At 63.5% G+C, this 17428-nt stretch carries 21 protein-coding genes, 2 tRNA genes and 1 pseudogene; 12 read left to right on the top strand and 12 right to left on the bottom strand.

Annotated features, from left to right (window positions below; genetic code table 11):
• Positions 1–730 precede the first annotated feature (730 nt).
• The 4 genes from ACVIHF_RS14290 to ACVIHF_RS14275 form a co-directional block, all read right to left on the bottom strand.
• A tRNA-Pro gene (locus tag ACVIHF_RS14290) sits at positions 731–807 on the bottom strand.
• Between the two features lie 120 nt (positions 808–927).
• A complete protein-coding gene (locus tag ACVIHF_RS14285; RefSeq protein WP_057018558.1) occupies positions 928–1407 on the bottom strand; it encodes a DUF192 domain-containing protein in 480 nt (159 codons plus the stop codon).
• Between the two features lie 122 nt (positions 1408–1529).
• Positions 1530–2192, bottom strand: coding sequence for a cold-shock protein (locus tag ACVIHF_RS14280; protein WP_057018559.1), 663 nt, complete (start codon positions 2190–2192; stop codon positions 1530–1532).
• 209 nt (positions 2193–2401) lie between these two features.
• A complete protein-coding gene (locus ACVIHF_RS14275) occupies positions 2402–3163 on the bottom strand; it encodes an SIR2 family NAD-dependent protein deacylase (protein WP_456792184.1) in 762 nt (253 codons plus the stop codon).
• Positions 3164–3415: 252 nt separating this feature from the next.
• Between ACVIHF_RS14275 and ACVIHF_RS14270 the strand changes: the two genes are divergently transcribed.
• Entirely contained in the window at positions 3416–3577 is a 162-nt protein-coding gene (locus tag ACVIHF_RS14270) for a hypothetical protein (protein ID WP_229189477.1), read from the top strand.
• 434 nt (positions 3578–4011) lie between these two features.
• Here the strand turns inward: ACVIHF_RS14270 and ACVIHF_RS14265 are convergent, their stop codons facing one another.
• Both ACVIHF_RS14265 and ACVIHF_RS14260 read right to left on the bottom strand, forming a co-directional pair.
• Positions 4012–4197, bottom strand: a complete 186-nt coding sequence (locus tag ACVIHF_RS14265) for a hypothetical protein (protein WP_057018561.1) — start codon at positions 4195–4197, stop codon at positions 4012–4014.
• Between the two features lie 254 nt (positions 4198–4451).
• Entirely contained in the window at positions 4452–4895 is a 444-nt protein-coding gene (locus ACVIHF_RS14260; protein WP_253608724.1) for a GrlR family regulatory protein, read from the bottom strand.
• 75 nt (positions 4896–4970) lie between these two features.
• On the opposite strand from ACVIHF_RS14260, the gene ACVIHF_RS14255 reads away from it, so the two are divergent.
• From ACVIHF_RS14255 to ACVIHF_RS14235, 5 genes are all read left to right on the top strand, one after another.
• On the top strand, positions 4971–5144 hold the full coding sequence (locus ACVIHF_RS14255) for a hypothetical protein (protein WP_018271496.1): 174 nt from the start codon (positions 4971–4973) through the stop codon (positions 5142–5144).
• 68 nt (positions 5145–5212) lie between these two features.
• Positions 5213–5437: a hypothetical protein gene (locus ACVIHF_RS14250; RefSeq protein ID WP_456780611.1), complete on the top strand. Its 225-nt coding sequence runs from the start codon at positions 5213–5215 to the stop codon at positions 5435–5437.
• A 214-nt stretch (positions 5438–5651) separates the two neighbouring features.
• The gene (locus ACVIHF_RS14245) at positions 5652–5858 is read left to right on the top strand and encodes a hypothetical protein (protein ID WP_253608725.1); all 207 of its coding nucleotides are present in this window, start codon (positions 5652–5654) and stop codon (positions 5856–5858) included.
• 829 nt (positions 5859–6687) lie between these two features.
• On the top strand, positions 6688–7140 hold the full coding sequence (locus tag ACVIHF_RS14240; RefSeq protein WP_016844600.1) for a VOC family protein: 453 nt from the start codon (positions 6688–6690) through the stop codon (positions 7138–7140).
• Between the two features lie 347 nt (positions 7141–7487).
• Entirely contained in the window at positions 7488–8129 is a 642-nt protein-coding gene (locus ACVIHF_RS14235; protein WP_253610018.1) for a glutathione S-transferase family protein, read from the top strand.
• Between the two features lie 18 nt (positions 8130–8147).
• On the opposite strand, the gene ACVIHF_RS14230 is transcribed toward ACVIHF_RS14235, so the two are convergent.
• The 5 genes from ACVIHF_RS14230 to ACVIHF_RS14210 all read right to left on the bottom strand — a co-directional run bounded on the left by ACVIHF_RS14230 (position 8148) and on the right by ACVIHF_RS14210 (position 9760).
• Positions 8148–8396 carry a hypothetical protein gene (locus tag ACVIHF_RS14230; protein ID WP_092083430.1) on the bottom strand — a complete coding sequence of 83 codons (249 nt, stop codon included), beginning with the start codon at positions 8394–8396 and terminating at the stop codon, positions 8148–8150.
• A 130-nt stretch (positions 8397–8526) separates the two neighbouring features.
• Positions 8527–8784, bottom strand: coding sequence for a PilZ domain-containing protein (locus ACVIHF_RS14225; RefSeq protein ID WP_092083431.1), 258 nt, complete (start codon positions 8782–8784; stop codon positions 8527–8529).
• Positions 8785–8952: 168 nt separating this feature from the next.
• Positions 8953–9027, bottom strand: a tRNA-Glu gene (locus ACVIHF_RS14220).
• A 154-nt stretch (positions 9028–9181) separates the two neighbouring features.
• Entirely contained in the window at positions 9182–9331 is a 150-nt protein-coding gene (locus ACVIHF_RS14215) for a hypothetical protein (RefSeq protein WP_016844593.1), read from the bottom strand.
• Between the two features lie 84 nt (positions 9332–9415).
• Positions 9416–9760 carry a hypothetical protein gene (locus ACVIHF_RS14210; protein WP_253608726.1) on the bottom strand — a complete coding sequence of 115 codons (345 nt, stop codon included), beginning with the start codon at positions 9758–9760 and terminating at the stop codon, positions 9416–9418.
• A 166-nt stretch (positions 9761–9926) separates the two neighbouring features.
• On the opposite strand from ACVIHF_RS14210, the gene ACVIHF_RS14205 reads away from it, so the two are divergent.
• Positions 9927–11159 (top strand): Zn-dependent hydrolase, encoded by a 1233-nt coding sequence (locus ACVIHF_RS14205; protein ID WP_253608727.1) that lies wholly within the window; start codon positions 9927–9929, stop codon positions 11157–11159.
• A gap of 7 nt (positions 11160–11166) precedes the next feature.
• Here ACVIHF_RS14205 and ACVIHF_RS14200 read toward each other — a convergent pair whose 3' ends face one another.
• Positions 11167–12036: a sulfite exporter TauE/SafE family protein gene (locus ACVIHF_RS14200; protein WP_253608729.1), complete on the bottom strand. Its 870-nt coding sequence runs from the start codon at positions 12034–12036 to the stop codon at positions 11167–11169.
• A gap of 381 nt (positions 12037–12417) precedes the next feature.
• Here ACVIHF_RS14200 and ACVIHF_RS14195 point away from each other — a divergent pair, with 381 nt between their 5' ends.
• From ACVIHF_RS14195 to ACVIHF_RS14175, 5 genes and pseudogenes are all read left to right on the top strand, one after another.
• Positions 12418–13455 carry a PrsW family glutamic-type intramembrane protease gene (locus ACVIHF_RS14195; protein WP_028342108.1) on the top strand — a complete coding sequence of 346 codons (1038 nt, stop codon included), beginning with the start codon at positions 12418–12420 and terminating at the stop codon, positions 13453–13455.
• Between the two features lie 79 nt (positions 13456–13534).
• A pseudogene (locus tag ACVIHF_RS14190) lies at positions 13535–14107 on the top strand (acyltransferase family protein); the annotation flags it as partial.
• Positions 14108–14159: 52 nt separating this feature from the next.
• Positions 14160–15395, top strand: a complete 1236-nt coding sequence (locus ACVIHF_RS14185; protein ID WP_456792183.1) for an acyltransferase family protein — start codon at positions 14160–14162, stop codon at positions 15393–15395.
• Between the two features lie 88 nt (positions 15396–15483).
• Positions 15484–16056 carry an HdeD family acid-resistance protein gene (locus ACVIHF_RS14180; RefSeq protein ID WP_253608730.1) on the top strand — a complete coding sequence of 191 codons (573 nt, stop codon included), beginning with the start codon at positions 15484–15486 and terminating at the stop codon, positions 16054–16056.
• 236 nt (positions 16057–16292) lie between these two features.
• Positions 16293–17378: a 3-deoxy-7-phosphoheptulonate synthase gene (locus ACVIHF_RS14175; RefSeq protein WP_057018573.1), complete on the top strand. Its 1086-nt coding sequence runs from the start codon at positions 16293–16295 to the stop codon at positions 17376–17378.
• Positions 17379–17428 lie beyond the last annotated feature (50 nt).

The raw sequence follows: 17428 nt of genomic DNA, 5'->3' as shown, positions 1-17428 counted from the left end.
ACATCCGCTCGAGATCGCGCAGCTCACGATGTCGTGGCTTGGACTGCGGCAAGGCGGCGCAACGTTGAACCTATCCCCCGCCGGCACGACCCATTGGCACTGGGGATTTCAGGGCCCAGTATTTCGACGGCGCCGTCTGGACGAGCATATTCCGTCCAGGCGGCGTTGTTGCCTCAGGCGAGACAATCTCGGCCGAAGCTTGGTTACCCGTACCGGAACGCTGTTCACGCACAGAGAGCCACAGAAACAATACGTGTGCTCATTTCGCGCGGATTGCTGGTGGTGTTGCCACGCCGATACAGAGATACCCCCGCAACGATGCTAACCAACCTGCATCTGAACCAAGACGGGGTTGCGTCGTGTCGGGATTTGATCACTGGAACGGTGCAAATAGAGCCTACTCGTCCGCCGAAGCGCCACATCTGCGCGATGAGCAGCAGCAGTTCGACCGCTATCACAAATTCGACGACCCCATCTCGCGACCGCCGGAGGGTGGCTCAAGAACCGTGATCCTCGATCGCTACAACCCGCCGGCTCGTTGATCTGGTCAGCGCCCGGGCGGCTGAAGTTGCGAGCAGTGGAGCGCGGGGGGCTTCGGTCCCGCGCTTGCTATTTCAGGGTGCCAACTGACCGCGATTTGCGGACCAGGTCAGGCGCGAATGCCGAGCATGCGCCAATCATAAACATCGCGTCTACCGACGGAGCGTCTCTGTTAAGTCTTTGATTTGGATGGTCGGGGCAGCTGGATTCGAACCAACGACCTGCAGTACCCAAAACTGCCGCGCTACCAGGCTGCGCTATACCCCGACATTTCCGAGAAGCCCCGTGGATACACGCTTCAGCCAGCGCCAGCAAGGCACCGGTGCGGGGCTTCGTGCGGCGAATCCGGCATCGGTTTCCGCCCGGAAATCGCGTCGAAACTGGCTGCTAACGGCCGCCGAACAGCGGATGGGCAACCCGGTCGCCGGGCTGGATGCCGTATTTCTGCGCGGTCCCGGCAATCACCTCGAGCACGCCCTTGGCGAGCCCGCGCGACGGAATGATCCGGGTCGAGAGCGGCTCGGTGTTTTCCGCGATCCGCAGGATGCGCCCGTCGGCGCGGATGAAGATCATGTCGAGCGAGATGTAGGTGTTCTTCATCCACATCGACACTTCCTGCTCCGGCGAGAAGTCGAACAGCATGCCTTTGCCGTCCGCGAGCTCCTTCCGGTACATCAGGCCGGTCTCCTTCTCCTGCTCTGTGGTTGCCATTTCGACCGAGAAGACGTGCACGCCCGATTTGGTGACGATCTCGAGCGGCTGGACGCTGGCGGCCTGCGCGGCCGGAGCCAGCAGCGCACCGAACATGATCACGAGGCAGGCCATCAGCCACGAACGATGGCGTCCAACAATGCGAACGAAATTCATCGACAAATACTCACACCGGGGAAGATTTTCCGGCGGACCCTAACCCGACGATTGCGGCAAATGCCAGAGCCGAGACGGCTCGCCGGCGGCTCACGTTTCCGTCAGGGAGGATCAGACCTGGATCAGTGCGACGACAGCGCCGACGGACCGGTCTCCGGGTGGATCTCGGCGGCCATCATGCCCTTGGAGCCGGGCCCGAACCGCACCAGCACGTACTGGCCGGGGCGCAGTTCGGTCATGCCGAAGCGGCGCAGCGTCTCCATATGCACGAAGATGTCGGGCGTGCCCTCGCCGCAGGTCACGAAGCCGAAGCCGCGCAGCCGGTTGAACCACTTGACCTGCGCGCGCTCGAGCCCGCTGGTCGCGGTCACCGTGACATGGGTGCGTGGCGGCAGCATCTGCGCCGGATGGATTGCCGTCGATTCGTCCATCGAGACGATGCGGAAAGCCTGGTAGCCCTTCGCGCGCTGCACGCATTCGACGACCAGCCGCGCGCCTTCATAGGCGGTCTGATAACCGTCGCGCCGCAGCACGGTCACGTGCAGCAGGATGTCGGGCCAGCCATTGTCGGGGACGATGAAGCCGTATCCCTTCGAGGCGTCGAACCATTTGATGACGCCGGAAACTTCGACGAGGTTGGCCGCTGCGTCGCCGAGGCCTGAGAAAGCATCCATCGCCGGATCGCGTGGCGCGCTTCCATACTCGCCTTGACCAATCCTGCTTTGCCCAACTCCGCCCATCGGCGGTCCGCCGAGCTTCTTGGACTCAAATCCGTCCGACCCCATGACCCCGGACCCCACACATCAAATGCAGATCGCCGTCGTTGCGGCGCACCCTGTACACGCTGCTCTCCATGACCAACTCACTCGGACTGATTTGGACGCGGCGCGAATCTCTCAACTAAAAGATAACACTCCCGCTTGCGGGGCATAGCTAAAAAACGATTCTTGCGGGAACTATGAACAGACTTGCACAGCCGCGAATCAATCAGGCATCAATTGCCTACGAAAGGACCAAGCGTGTCGCCGATGTCGTGGCGGATCACCAGATCGGCGATGTCGTCCTGATCGGTCGGCTCGTTGTTGATGATCACGAGCCGCGCGCCGCTCTCCTTCGCCGTCATCGGAAAGCCTGCGGCGGGCCACACCACAAGCGATGAGCCGATTGCCAGAAACAGGTCGCAGTGCCTGGAGAGTTCCGCCGCGCGGCGCATCGCATCCTCAGGCATCGATTGCCCGAACGAGATCGTCGCGGTCTTCACCGGATCGCCGCAGTCCGCGCAATCGGGCGCGCTGCCCGCCTTGTCGAACTGCTGCTTCACCCACGACAGCTCGTAGTCCTTGCCGCAGCCGATGCAGCGGCCATAGGTCGTGTTGCCGTGCAGCTCGATCACGTCGTCGGCCTTGAAGCCCGACGCCTGATGCAGGTTGTCGATGTTTTGCGTGATGATGCCGGGAACCTTGCCGGCCCGGTAAAGCGACGCAAGCGCGCGATGCCCGCGACCGGGTTTGGCCGCCGCAAACGTCTGTTCCATCGCAAAGCGGCGCCGCCAGGACTCGTCGCGCGCGTCCTGGCTGGCGACGAACTCGTCGAACGGAATCGGTCGGTTGCGGGTCCACAGCCCGCCGGGCGAGCGGAAATCGGGAATGCCGCACTCGGTGGAGATGCCCGCCCCGGTGAAGGGCACGATGGACGACGCCTCCGCAATCATGTTGCCGAGCTGCTCGACGCCGCTGCGCAAGTCTTTTGCGATCACTGAAAACAATCCGGTTGGCCGCAGCGACTATAGCACGGCCAGACCGATTGCGAGCTCAACCGTTGCGCGAGCGATCGGCTGCGAGCGGCGTGTCTTGATCGATCGGCTTGCGATCAGCTGCGTCGGCGCCTCCGCTTGGTCGCTCTTCCAGCGCCTCAGCATCATCACATTCCTGCACTGGCTGCTCCGCATTGACGCCCAATTCGCCGACGCCAATGCGCCCGGGACAGGACCACGGCCAGGAGGATGGGCATGACCGATCAGGAAGACCGCGTCGCGCGCGAGCGCGAGGAGATCGTCGCACGCATTGCCAGCTTCAGGGCGACGCAGCAGAAGTTCGAGCGCGATCGCCAGGAATATTACGACAACACGCTCGGCAATGCCTGGAGTGGATTTCAACGCAAGACCGCTTAACGCAAGACCGCTTGATGCCCTGCCAGGCGACCGCGTTCATGGTCCGGGCGCCATGAGGCGCAAGTGAGAAAGCCCCGGGCGGTTTGCTCCGGGCTTATGTCTATTGCCGGTGCCGCCGTGCGATGGTTGCCGCAAACGCAGTTCCGGTTCCCTCGAGCGTTTTCCGTTCCGATCGGATCGCTCGAAAACGCGCCAGCCATGCGATAGCGCAAAGCTACCATCGGTTAGCGCTGGAACAAAAATACAACCTCAGAGATTAGCTTGGCGGTGAACGAGGTTGGCATCAATGCCGGCATGGATGGAACTGCTGCTTAACGTGATGGGCTTTGCCGGCTTCATCGGCATCGCGATGTATCACAAGCATCCGAATGGGAAGCTGCCCGACTGAGCGCCGGCGGCGCGTCTCGGCTTGCCGCTCCCCCGGCTTGCCGTCTTCAGTTTGCCTTCCGGGCCTCTCCCGCGGTCCGGACCAGCCGGTCCGACTTCACTAGCACTTTGCCGCTCTCCGGCTGCGGCCGCAGCCAGAAGCTGATCACGACAAAAGCCGAGCAGAACAGCAGTCCCACCACCATCACGCGCCGGTGGGTCGGTCGATCAGCACTGTGGAACGATGGCATCATGGCTGTCACCCGCAGCCATCCCAATCGCAATCGCAGGTGGAGACAACACGATGCTGCTCTTAACCTAACCAGGTAGGGTTAGCGGTGGCCGGGTAACGCCTCGTCCGGATCTCCCGATCGGCGGCCGCAGCGGGATTCACAGCGATATCCCCTGCTTGTCCGCAGCAAATCCACAACGCCAGCGGGTCCAATTATCCAACGAAATACGCATCTTGCTGCGCGCTTGTCCACAGCCTCGCGCCGCGTGCGCGCATTCAGGCATGGGCGAGCCATTTCAGGGTGGCCCGGAAACCCAGGCTGCGGGTTCCAACCAGCACGGTTCCGAACACCTCAGCCTCGTCGCCGCTGAATGTGCCGGAGAACCCGCTCGTCACTTCCTGTCCGGCGAACAGCGGACGGGTGAACGGGTCCGCGAAGGGCGAATGCTGGTTGGTGCTGAGATGTCCCTTCCAGGTGCCCTCGCCGGCCGTATAGGCCCCGATTGACCAGAAATATGGCCCGCCGCCGATCAAGAGACCGTCGCGCAGGATCAGGATGCCGCTGTCGCGGCCCCTCACGCCGTCGGTCATGTGGATGTGGATCGAATAGAGCCCGTTCTTCATCGATCGCGCCGCCCGGTCCTGGCGGCCCGCAGTATGGCTCCAATCCGGCCGGCGTGCGAGCAGGCCGATACCGCCCGGCCCTCCGAATCGGCGCAAAAAGGCAGCTCCCCGGGCGCTTACAAATCGTTAAGAAAGCACTGACAAGGTTCGATCCTCCGGAGGGAGAGAGCCATGCTCGTATACCCCGTACCTGTCGAAGTGACGCAAGCCAGAGTGCAGCTCGTCGTCGACCAGACGGCGAAGGAGCAGCCGCGCATCATCAATGAGGATGTGCTGGATGTCTTCGCCGCGAAGAACCAGGCCGACCGTGAAGCGGTCGAGACCATCCTCGACATCAAGGTGTGAGAGCAGCAGTAGCCGACAGGAACCTCTCGACTGCGCACGGGTCATCCTGGTGACGCCAGGAGGCACCCATGTGCAAGCTGATCGCGGTCACCGTCTTCACCCTGATATGCGGCGCGGCCTTTGCCCAGGATATTGGTCCAGCGCCGCAGAGCGGCATGGAACGGCCTGAAAACACCAACGGAGCCACTCAGAGCGGCGCGATGGACACCACGGGGATGGATGTGAAGCGGGCCAACAAATCCGAGATGAACACGGCAAAGGGCGCGGCAAAAAGGGACGACGCAAAAAAGTAGGTTCCCACGACGGAACGTCCGGGAAGCTGCGACCTTAAAAAACGACCTTAAAAAAAAGACGCGACCATCAAAAAAAGGAAGGAACGAGTCTCTCGTTCCGCCGTTAGTTTGGCGAGCGGTACAACGAGGGAGAAATCCACCGGAAATATCAGCTCAACAAGCCCCGTCAGCTTACTTCGGTAACTGGCGGGGTTTTTGTTTTGTGGAGGCGCCCATGTACGCCCTGTTCCGCGGCAAGACTCAGCTCGGAAGATCGTTCGCGACGGAGAAGGAAGTTTGGGAGACGGCGCTGATCGACGGTCTTGTCGAGGATGTTCCGGTCGCAGACGAACTCGGTGGCCAGATCCTGCCCGCCGGCTATCGCGTCGAGCGGGTCGATGAATACGAGGCGCAGCCCGATTGGAAAGCCGGACGTTCCTGACGCCGATCGGCCAGCCGGCGGACCCCAGCCGGCCGGAACCGCGTTGAACAGCGCAACGGCACATCACGCGTGGTGCCGACAGCTCACCGCCCTGTCGGCTTTGGAAGACCCCGCGCCCCCCCCTCGCGGGGTCTTTCTTTTGAACCTTTCGCGCGGCGCGAAGACATAAAGGGCGCTGGGGGATTTCAGGGCCCAGCATCCGGCGCAGCGCTGTGGGACGAACATACTCCGTCTACGCGGCGCTGTTGCATTTTACAAATTCAACCTTAAGTTTGGTCTCCAACAGTTGACGGCTCACGCCCTGAGAGATCCCCAGTCCGTCAGCTGGGAAAGCCCCGCATCCAGCCTGCGGGGCTTTCTATTTTCCGGACCCAGGAACCTTCCGCGCGCAGCGACATTGTCTGCCCGGTTGCCGGCACGATCTCCCCAAGGCCGGTCGGCATAGACCTCGCGAGCCCACTCGCGGGGTTTTGCGCTTTAGAGGCCGTCCAACCTCGCGCGTCCTTGATTGGCCGTGATCGGCAATCGGTGCGATAGAGGCCGCGCCTCCAAGGCTCGACCACAAGCCCCGTCCCAGAAATTTCGCTGGGCGGGGCTTTCTTGCATCCGCTGCTGCGCAAGCGTGTCGCGGCACGTCCCGTCCATATCCGGCCGCGTGATCGCGCGGCGCAACCGGAGCCAACGCTCGCGAAGGCGTGAGCATGCGAAGGCGAAATGCGATCGGCAAAACTCGCGCTAACCCCTGCCCCGCGTCGCGTTTTGCTGCTATTCCTTGCCCCGTCTCGCCCGAGCCCAAACAAAATCTCTGAATCTGCAGGAGGATAAAAAAATGCGCTATCTGCACACCATGCTGCGCGTCCGCAATCTTGATGTCGCGATGAAATTCTATCAGGACGCGCTGGGGCTGAAGGAAGTGCGCCGCATCGACAATGAGAAGGGCCGCTTCACGCTGGTGTTTCTCTGCGCGGAGGAAGACCTCCATCTGCTCAAGTCCCTGCCGCAGACCCGCGGCGCGCCGCTGGTCGAGCTGACCTACAATTGGGATGAGGAGAAATACGGCGAGGACCGCCATTTCGGCCATCTCGCCTACGAGGTCGACGACATCTACGCGACCTGCGAGAAGCTGATGAAGATGGGCGTCACCATCAATCGTCCGCCGCGCGACGGCAACATGGCGTTCGTGCGTTCGCCCGACCTGCACTCGATCGAGATCCTGCAAAAGGGCGAGCCGAAAGCCCCGGCCGAGCCGTGGGCATCGATGCCGAACACCGGCCATTGGTAAACACCGCGCCCGCTCCTACGTTCCTGTCGGCGTTTCGCCCTTGCTGAAGCGCCGAGCGATCGCGAGGAACGCGACACGATCGTTGACGTTGCTCCCTCACAAGCATGCGAGGAGGCAACGATGGGAAGAGGAATTTTGCTTTGGCTGTTGGGTGTGCCGATCCCGGTGATCATCGTGTTGTGGTTGTTGTTCGGTCACTGACGGCGTCTTGATGCATAGCGATCAGCGAGGCTCTGCCGCTATGCGGCGGAGCCTTTTTTTGCTCTCGGTACAATTCACCCCCGCGCTTTTCCCCGACGCTTCAGCTATGAACGCGCGCAAAGCACAACAGCGGGAAGAAACGCGTGATGGACAGTAAGCCGCAAGTGACGATCTGGGGTCGGGCGAACTCGGTCAACGTGCAGAAGGTGCTCTGGTGTCTCGCCGAGCTCGACCTCCCCTATCAGCGCATCGATGCCGGCATGCAGTTCGGCAAGAACGATCAGCCCGACTATCTCGCGATGAATCCGAATGGCCGTGTCCCGACGCTGGTCGACGGCGACTATGTGCTGTGGGAATCCAATTCGGTGATGCGCTATCTCTGCATGGCCTATGGTCATGGCGCGCCGCTCTATCCGCAAGCGCCCAAGGCGCGCTCCGCCGTCGACCGCTGGCTCGACTGGACGCTGTCGACGCTGCAGCCGGTCGACCGGCCGGTGTTCTGGGGGCTGGTGCGCACGCCGCCGGAGAAGCGCGATATGGTCCAGATCCAGAAGGACGCCGATGCCGAGGGCGTGGTGTGGCGCGTCGTCGAGGCGCAGCTTGCAAGGCGCCGCTTCATCGAGGGCGATCAGTTCACGATCGCCGACATCGCGCTCGGCGCCTTTGCGCGGCGCTGGCTCGGCGTCCAGGGCGTCACCAAGCCGAAGCTGCCCCATCTCGAACGCTGGTTCGGTGAGATCGCGGGGCGGCCGGCCTTCGTGCGGTTCATCGCGCCGCCGATGTCGTGAGCGCGGGCGGCAAGCCGCTCAACGCCCGCCGCTGGACATCCCGCCACCGACGCTGACGGCGCCACCGAGTTTCACGCAGGTGTCGGAGCCCTCCACCTTGACGAAGCCGGGTCCGTACGACGCGCATGGATTGCTCCGCGTCGCGGATTTCGACGGCAAGGTTTTGCCGGCATCAGTGGGCGTCTGGAAATTGCGGCGGTCGCCCTGCTGGGCGAACGCGGCGGCTGGAAGCAGGACGGCGATGATGGCAATGCAGGTCTTGCGCATCCGGCCTTTTATCCCACGCCACCGGATGAGGCTAGCTCATGATGCGATCGGGAAGGGTCGCAGCATGAGCTAGCTCTTTTCTTGAGCATGATCTGTTCGGAAAACCGGATCCACTTTTCCGGATCATGCTCTATCGCACGAACTTGACGCCGAACGTCCTGCCCTCGCGCCACACCACTTCGCAGGCGCGCCCGGTGCGGGCGTCGCGCGAGAACGCCAGCCGCAGCTTGGCCGGCAGTGTGTTGTTGTCCTGGACCGTGATCTTGGCGCCCGACGAGGACATGTCCTCGACCACGCAGGGCCGCGCGGCGAATCCGCCGTCGAGCGTGATCCAGCCGGATTGCCGCAGCGATTTGCGCGTTTCGCGCTTCTTGGTCCCTGGAGCCATCACATCATCCCGAGCCCAGCCGTATCGCCGCTAACTTACCAAAGGGTTGCGAAACAGCTGCGGATTGCAGCGATCCGCCGACCCGTGCACAACGGCCGAGACGGCGCGGCGAGAGCGTCCGTCCGAGCACAATGCGTTGAGTTGGCTGGATTTCCAGTCTGGCCGTGATGGCGCTCCCTAGCGGAATCGAACCGCTCTCTCCACCGTGAAAGGGTGGCGTCCTAACCGATAGACGAAGGGAGCAAAACTCCCGGCAAATCAATACGTTAGACGTGAGATGCGCCGGACCGGCCACAGCCCTCAAGCCGCGACCGGCGAACGTATAGTGGCGATTGGCCGGGCGGGCAAGCGTTCAGAACGCTTTTCCCGGGTTGCCGCTGGGATCACCGGAAGGACATCACCTGCAGGACAATCCGGCCTCGATCGAGGTCCAGAAGCCGCAATGCGTCGGCACATGCGCATGCGCCCGCGAACCGCCGACGTGAATCAGGATTGCGGCGGCAAGGGCGACGACGACGACGGGAACAATGAATCTTCGGATCGACATGGGCCTGCGCATCGACCGACATCGTGGCCTAACTAAGGCCTGCGGGCCGGCTCGATGTCCGGCAACAGCGCTCAGCGCCAGCCGCTAGTGATTGCTGGCGACGTTCTGACGATTATTCGGCTGCGCCGCCACGGGCGTCCGCTTGATGCAGGTGCTGCAGATCACGAGCTTGCGCGCCAGCCGGTCGTCGGCATCCGCTTCCGACAGTTGCTCAGGCGACGCCTCCGCCACCGCGGGCGACGCATTCCGCGCATGGCGCCGCGGCTGCGGGAGATTGGGGTCCTGTCCGGCACCGTCCCAGGCCAGCGGACCTGTCCCCGGCGGCGGCGTGGTCATGCTGTATTGCTGCGAGACCTGCGCGCAGGCGCCGACAGCGATCGGAAGAAACAGCACAGCGGCCTTGCGAGCCCAGTTCCGGAATGCAGACATGATCACACTCTCACGCTATTCGTACTGCGACCTAAGAGCAGAACCGCTAAGAAATCGTTTGCCCTGATTGTTCCGTCGCATCCAACCGCGTCGGCATCAAGACGGGATTGAGGCGCCAAGGCGCACATCAAGACGTAAAATCAAGACGGCAATCCGGAGTCCAATCATGCCAGGCATCAACGGTCGCTTCGACGGCAAGCGCGTGCTCGCCGATCTCAACGCGCTGCGCGCGATCGGCGCCTACAAGACCGGCGTGCACAAGCCGACATTCTCGGAACCGCATCTGCGCTCGCTCGACTGGCTCGCGACGCGTTTGCCCGACGCCAATCTCACCGCAACAATCGACGGCATCGGCAATGTGCTCGGCTCCAGCGCGAAGGCGGGACCAAAGCTGCTCGCCGGCTCGCATCTGGAGAGCCAGAACCACGCGGGCTGGCTCGATGGGCCGCTCGGCGTGATCTACGCGCTCGAGGCGGCGCGCGTCATCAACACCGACCCGGACGCGAACGGCGCGGTCGAGGTCGCCGCGTGGTGCGACGAGGAAGGACATTTCGGCAGTTTCCTCGGCAGCCGGTCGTTTGTCGGTGCGGTGACCGAAGCCGACATCGATGCAGCCCGCGACCGCTCCAGCGATCGCACCATGCGCGATGCATTGCGCGACGCAGGCTTCGCCGGCCGCCCGCGCCTCAATGCCGAGGCCGGCCGTCATATCGGCTATCTCGAAGCGCATATCGAGCAAGGCGACACGCTGGAAAGCAGCGGGCTCAGGATCGGCGTCGTCACCTCGATCGTCGGCATCTGGCAGTATCGCATCACGTTCACCGGCGAGCAGAACCACGCCGGCACCACGCGGATGGCGGTGCGCAAGGACGCCGGCCTCGCGCTGGCGCGGTTCTGCGTCGCGATCGACGACAGCTTCCCTGCCCTGTCGGGACCGCGCACGGTGTGGACCACCGGCCGCATCACGCTGGACCCAGGCGCACCGAGCATCATTGCAGGCGGCGCCGAGATGCTATTCCAGATTCGCGACGACAATCCCGAGGTGATCGCACGTCTCGAGGAGCAGCTGCATCGCCTGGCGGCCGAGGCCACCGCTCAGGGCCGTTGCGGCGTGAAGGTTGAGCGCATCCGCACCGGAGTGCCCGCGATGATGACGCGCGCATTCCAGGATGCGATCGAAGCCGCGAGCGCAGCCTGCGCCGGCGGCAGATCGATCCGCATGCCGAGCGGCGCCGGCCATGACGCCCAGGTCCTCGCCACCATCATGCCGGCGGCGATGCTGTTCGTTCCGTCGATCGGCGGCATCAGCCATCACTGGAGCGAGAACACCGACGATGCCGATATCGTCACGGGTGCCGAGGTATTTGTCGAAACCTGCCGGCGCCTGCTCGCAGGTTAGAGCACCTTCAGGTCGGACCGCCCCGGTTGCCCGACTTCAGCGAAGCCAACGCGTGCGAGTTCTGCACGGTGCTTCTCCTCGCGGTGAAGAAAACGTACAGCAAGCAGATGTCGATCAGGATCGTGCCGGCCATGACGCTGTAGGCCCACGGGCTTTCCATCAGCTTCACTTCGATCAATACGCGCGACAGGCCGAATCCCACGACCCACGCATCAAAGCTCATGCAGATCCGGCGAAACGTCTCGGCGTCCAACCGCCGGATCAGCCAGGCACCGAGCGGTATGCCGACGACAACGCAGGGAACCAGCACGAGCAGGATGCTCCGGCTCTCGTCGATGAACAGACCGAGCTTGTAATATGCGATTGCAGTCAGGCTGGACTCCGTCACCCGAACCAGCGCGAGACCGGCCCTAAACTCATCTTTGACGAGGCCCTGATTGTTGAAGAGGATCGCCAGCGGCGGGCCCGAAATGGTCGTGACCGAGTACAAGATCCCGAGCATCGTTCCGAAGGGCAAACCGACCAGCCATTTCGACTGGATCGGCCTCCGCCAACCGGCCGCCTGCAACAGAATGAGCGGCAGAATAATCGAGTAGGTGGCGAACTTGGTCCAGCCGGGCTGAAGCGACGTCAGCGCAAAGGCTCCGACCGCGATACCGGGCAGCATGCCGATGAGAATAGGCAGCACGCGCCGCCACACGGCCGGAACGCCGCTCAGGTTGATGCACAGGACATACAGATTGACGAAGACTTCGACGATGACCACCGCGGGATTGAGGACGCGGTTGGTGTAGAAGACGAGTGCGACCGGCACCGTGAGCGAGGAAAACCCGTAACCAAGCGCGCCATTTACAAACGCCGCAAACAGCGCGATCACGGCAAGAACGATCACAGCAGAATCAATCGAAAGCATCTCTGGCTTTTACCGGATCAGTCGCCTTGCCCACGGCATTATAGCCCAACGACGGGGACGCGGTGCCGAAAGCTGATCGGACCCACAGGTCGCGATCCCGGAATCGTCGGGCTACCAAAGCGCCTGGAACGCCATGGACCTGCCGCCGTCAGGAACCTGTCCGGGAGCCGCGCTCGGCCCTTAGCTGATCAAGGCCCGCAACGGCACCTTTCCAGCCTGCTTTCGTAAGGCACCGTGGCATATTGGTCACGAGAACGGCATCAGACCGATTTGCAATCCGCTGAACTTGCTGCCATTTCTTCGGCACGCATCGCTTTGGTGCCATCAAAGGGGCCCGTCCGGCTCATGTTGTTGCTTGAGTCGCTTCCAACCGTCATCGGCGCCGCCGCCATTGCCCCCGCATTGCTGGTGTTGTGGCTGGTCATCGCCGCCGACGAGCGGCCCGGACCGCCGGTTCAGGTGTGGCTCGCCTTCGTGCTCGGCGCGGCCAGCATCTCCCTGCTCGGCCTGGCGCGAATTCCGTTCAATGCGCTGCTTGCGATTCCCGACAATCCCTGGGCGACGCAGGCGGTGCGTGCAGCTTTCGGAGTCGCGGCACCGGAGGAGATCGTCAAGGTGCTCGTCATCGTCGTCATCTCGACGCGGCGCCGCGCCTTCGCCGATCCGATGGATACGGTGGTCTATGGCGCGGCCGCCGGACTTGGGTTTGCCGCCTATGAGAACCTCGCCTATCTGGTCCAGCACAAGGACATGTGGCGCGCGCTCGCGGCATTGCGCAGCGTGCTCACGGTGCCGTTCCACGGCGCGCTCGGCATCATCGCCGGCGCCTATCTTGCGATCGCGCGCTCCGGCGGCGCGCTCGGCGCCTACCGGGGTCACCGCGACTGGGCGCGCATGACGAATTGGGCGCTGGTGCTGGTCGCGCCGGTCGCGCTGCACGCGGCGTTCGATTTTCCGCTGCTCGCGCTCCAGCGCATCCCCGATCTCGGCTCGACCACGCGGCTGCTGCTCGGCTCGGCCAGCGTGCTGATCGGCTTCTCCTCGATCGGCTTTGCAATCCGCCTCGTGCGACGCCTCGGCAAGCATCATGCGCCGCGCACCGACGTTGCGCGCGAGCGGCTCAGCCAGCTGCGGCGGATGTGGGCGCTGCTGCTGATCGGCGGCGGCGCCGGCTTTGCCGGCGTCTCCTTCCTGCTCACCTCGCTGCATCATTGGTACGTCAATCCCGAGCGCAATGCGTCGTTCATCCTGGTCCCGATCGGCTTCACCTCGATCCTGATCGGACTGGCGCTGCTCATCGCGACCACCGCCGTCTACTTCCTCGGCCGCAACCGGATGCGGACCGCCTCGGAGGGCTTTCCGTCCGCTCCCGGTCAAAGCTAGCGCCCCGGCCGGCACCGCTCCCCTTGCAAAACAACCTCGGCGGGTTCAGGGAGAGACACAGACCAGGCGCGAGAGGACGATGGGGCACAACTACAAGAATTATCGGCCGGATATCGACGGCTTGCGGGCCGTTGCCGTCTCGTTGGTCGTGCTCGGCCACGCGTTCCCGCAATATGTTCCCGGGGGTTTCGTCGGGGTCGACATCTTCTTCGTCATTTCCGGCTACCTGATCACCGGGATCATCTATGGCGACATTCAGAACGGGAGCTTCAGCCTTGCGACGTTCTATGCGCGTCGCATTCGCAGGATTTTTCCTGCCCTGATCGTCGTCTTGATCGCCGCCTTCGTTGCCGGATGGCAACTTCTGATGCCGAGCGAGTTGGTGGCCCTTGGAAAGGAGATTGCGGCAGGCGCGGGTTTCTCGGCAAACCTGCTGTTCTATTCGGAGGGTGGCTATTTCGATGCGGCCGCGCAAACGAAGCCGCTGCTCCATCTCTGGTCGCTCGGCATCGAGGAACAGTTCTACCTTGTCTGGCCCTTGCTGCTGTGGGCGCTGGTGCGATGGCGGATCGCCGCCGCCGCTCCCCTTGCCCTGATCTTCATCGCATCGCTTGTCGCAAATATCCTGGTCGTTCGAACCAACCCTGAAGCCGCATTCTACCAGCCGTTCACGCGGGCGGTGGGAGCTCGCGGCCGGAGCATTGGTGGCCGTCTGCCTGCCCAGCGGATTCTCCGCGGCGCGCGACCTTCTCGGATGGTCCGCGCTCGCGGTGATCGCGGCGGTAACCGCGTTCTATTCGCCCTCCATGACCTACCCCGGGATCGCAGCGGTGGCGCCGGTCGCCGCTGCCGCCGCCCTCATCATGTCAGGTCGCAATCGATTTCTCTCGACGCGTACCGCGGTCGCGATCGGGCTGATCAGCTATCCGCTCTACCTCTGGCATTGGCCGATCCTGGTTTTTGCGGCGAGCTTCAAAGGTCGTCCCCTGACTTTGGCCGAGAACGGGCTGGCCGTTGGGGCCAGCTTCATTCTGGCCTGGGCAACCTATCGCTACGTCGAGCGCCCAATCAGGTTCGGGCAGTGGCGGGTGGCGCCGGTCCTTGCGGCATCGATGGTGGCCGTTGCATCGGTGGGAGCATTGGCGATCGTCGACGGCTTTGCCTTTCGGCTTCCGGCGATCGTTCGCGAAGCCGGCGCCATGACCGTATCCAGGGACTTCCTGAGATACGGCGAATGTCATATCTCGGCTTCCGCCGATCCCGCATTTGATCCGAGCTGCGTTGACGCCAGCAAGCGCCCGCTTGTTTTCGTATGGGGCGATTCGACCGCCGGCATGCTTGCCGCCGGGCTGCGGCAAGTCCAGGGCGATCAATTCGGGTTAGCCCAGTTCACCGTCAATTCCTGCCCGCCACTCTTCACCGCGCAGGCCGAGACCATTCCGTTTTGTGTTCAAACCAATCGCCACATCGTTGCTGCGGTTGCCCGCTCGCACCCCGATGTCGTGCTTCTGCACCTGGCGTGGAGCAAAGAACCCACCGCCGACGATCTCCGCCCGACGATTGTCGCCCTCAGACAGGCCGGCGCCGCCCGTGTCATCCTGGTCGGCCCTGTCCCGGTCTGGACCGACACTGTGCCCCATCTGACGGTGCAATATTTCCTGCGCCATCATACATTGATCCCGGAACGCAGCCACGATGTGCGATCGACCAAGCAGACTGACGACAGGATTGGGCAGATCGCCGCCGATCTCGGGATCGAATATCTGTCGCCCTATGACGAGCTCTGCAACGCGGACGGATGTCTGACGAGGGTCGGGACCAGCGCAAACGACCTGGTATCGGCCGACTTCCTGCATCTGTCGCCACGCGCCTCGCGATATCTGGCGGCCAGGCTTGTGCCAAGGATTCTGGCTGTCGAAAACCGCCATGCAGAAAGATGAGCGCACAGCTATTGCCGCCGCAACTGACGGGCTGACCATTTATAACCGGTTAGGATAGACTGCACACGCGCAGATCCGGAGAGCCGCGATGCCCCTGTCCAACGACCTCGACAAGCTGCGATCGAAAATGCAGGCCGCGGTGAAGGCGCACTGGAAGGCGTTCCTGTTCGAAGGCATCCTGCTGGTGATCCTCGGCATCGCCGCGATGATCGTGCCGACCTTCGCGAGCCTCGCCGTCACCATCTTCCTCGGCTGGATGTTCCTGATCTCAGGGATCGGCGGGCTGATCGTGACGTTCTGGGCGCGCAACATGCCGGGCTTCTGGTGGTCGCTGATTTCGGCCGCGCTCGCCGTGCTGGCCGGCATGGTGCTGCTCGCCCGTCCGATGCAGGGTGTGCTGACGCTGACCATCGTGGTCGGCGCCTATTTCGTCGCCGAGGGCGTCGCCACCGTCATGTACGCGCTGGAGCACCGCCGCGAATTGTCGGGACGCTGGTCCTGGCTGCTGATCGCCGGCCTGATGGACATCGTGATCGCCTTCTTCATCATCGCGGGCTTGCCGGAATCCGCGGGATGGGCGATCGGCCTCCTCGTCGGCCTCAATCTGATGTTTGGCGGGGCGACCCTGATCGGCATGGCGTTGGCGGCGCGCAACACCTGACGCCGAACCGCGGGGGGCTTGCATTTGGGGGGTGACAGCCCCAAATCCCTGCGCTATAGAGCCGCCCCATGATCACCGTCGCCACCAGCTATTTTTGGTACTTTAGCTACGACAGCTCGCTGGCGGCAGGAGGATCGCGCTCAATCTGAAGAATTGCAGCAAACGTCCAAAACAAGCCGCCAGACTTGGCGGCTTTTTTGTGTGCCGGCAGGTCCCGAAATCCAAAGGAGCCAGCCGTGTTGAGTACGACAGACGATCTTCGCATCAAGGAATTGAAAGAGCTCAGTACGCCCGAGGAGGTGATGCGGGAGGTCCCGCGCACCCTGACGGCGACCCGGGTGGTGATGGGCGCCCGCAACGCCGTCCACGCGATCCTGAACGGCACCGATGACCGCCTGCTGGTCGTCGTCGGCCCCTGCTCCATCCACGATCCCGCGGCGGCCGTCGATTACGCCGAGCGCCTCGCCAGCCTGCGCGAACAGCTCGCCGACCGCCTCGAGATCGTGATGCGGGTCTATTTCGAGAAGCCGCGCACCACCGTCGGCTGGAAGGGGCTGATCAACGATCCCGATCTCGACGGCAGCTTCGACATCAACAAGGGCCTGCGGCTCGCCCGCAACGTGCTGTCGGCGGTGAACAATCTCGGCCTGCCGGCCGGCACCGAATTCCTCGACATGACGACGCCGCAATACATCGCCGATCTGGTTTCCTGGGCCGCGATCGGCGCGCGCACCACCGAGAGCCAGATCCATCGCGAGCTGGCTTCCGGCCTGTCCTGCCCCGTCGGCTTCAAGAACAGCACCGACGGCGGCGTGCGGATCGCGGCGGACGCGGTGAAGTCGGCCTCGCACCCGCATCACTTCATGGCGGTCACCAAGGGCGGCCGTTCAGCGATCGCCGCGACCAGCGGCAACGAAGACTGCCACGTCATCCTGCGTGGCGGCCGGGCGCCGAACTATGATGCCGCGAGCGTCGATGCTGCCGCCGCCGAGCTCGGCCGCGCCGGTGTCGCGGCGCGGCTGATGATCGACACCAGCCACGCCAACAGCAGCAAGAAGCCGGAGAACCAGCCAGCGGTTGCCTCCGACATCGCGCGCCAGGTCGCAGGCGGCGAACAGCGCATCATCGGCGTGATGATCGAGAGCAATCTTGTCGCGGGACGCCAGGACGTCGTGCCAGGCAAGGCGCTGACCTACGGCCAGAGCATCACGGATGGCTGCATCGACCTCGGGACGACGGCTGACGTGTTGAAGCAGCTGGCCGATGCCGTCGACGCAAGGCGCAGCGTGCGGCGTGACGGCCTGCAGGAGCGTTCGGCCTGACGCGGCCGAACGGATTGAGCGTTGCCGGCGGGGCGAATATCGCGCCTCGC

The organism is Bradyrhizobium sp. USDA 4506 (assembly GCF_054058795.1).
This window is presented reverse-complemented; position numbering and strand designations above follow the sequence as displayed.